The sequence below is a fragment of the Stutzerimonas sp. LR2 genome (genome assembly GCF_055755175.1).
The window spans coordinates 1-747 of the sequence record NZ_JBVTRR010000070.1; the positions used below are offsets into that span (position 1 = coordinate 1).

Annotated in this window: 1 protein-coding gene; it reads right to left on the minus strand. The window is 48.3% G+C overall.

All coding sequences use genetic code 11. The features are described 5' to 3' along the window. Positions 1-179: 179 nt before the first annotated feature. Positions 180-747 (minus strand): hypothetical protein (locus ACVRRC_RS22090; protein ID WP_472997591.1); only part of this gene is annotated, 568 nt, incomplete at its 5' end.

The following is a 747-nucleotide window of genomic DNA, read 5'->3' on the forward strand; positions in this document are numbered from 1 at the left end:
GTTAGGCTATTTACTATTTTATTTTTTCCGATAATAGTGCTTTTTCTTAAGCATAAATAGCACATAACATTTGTTATGAATCAATTTATTTCGCAATTTAGAATTCATCACCCGCTTTCACCGTCTCCGCTAATATAGATATTACATATACAAAAAAGGGGCTTTCGCCCCAGTTATTTTCAACATGTCCCGAAGTGCCGGGCGTGCTCCCCCGGCAATGTATATTGCTTCAGTGGCGCGATGAACTCAGCCAGTAGCGGCTCTCTCCCCCAAACGCTGAACAGCGTTGTCAACGAGAGCGTTGCATATTTAAAGAACAAACCTTCTGCCAGATCGAGAGCTCGGGCACGGGCTTCAGGAGGTAGCGCTTGCCCCGCTAGCTTTTCCAGATAACCCACCAGGTCTGAAGGGATCAGCTTCAGCGACGATGTAGGTGGCTCATTCAACAGATGGGTGATGATTTTGAGCCAATCATCATTGTTGGTGATCACGATGTTAATATTGCCGGGACGATGATATTCAACGGATACCGCCCCGCCGTCATAGGCTTTAACCATCGCGCAGTCGGACATGACTGGCCGGTTTTTGCCTGTCACGTAATACCCCAGGTGATCGCTGTGCGTGCAGGTGTGAATTATCCGCAGCCCGGCCCCCAGTATCTGCTCGCTAACCGATGTTGCACTGGATTGTTTGTCTGAATGGCTCATTGCTTCACTTCCTTTTTGGCCTGCCGACGATGTAACGCCG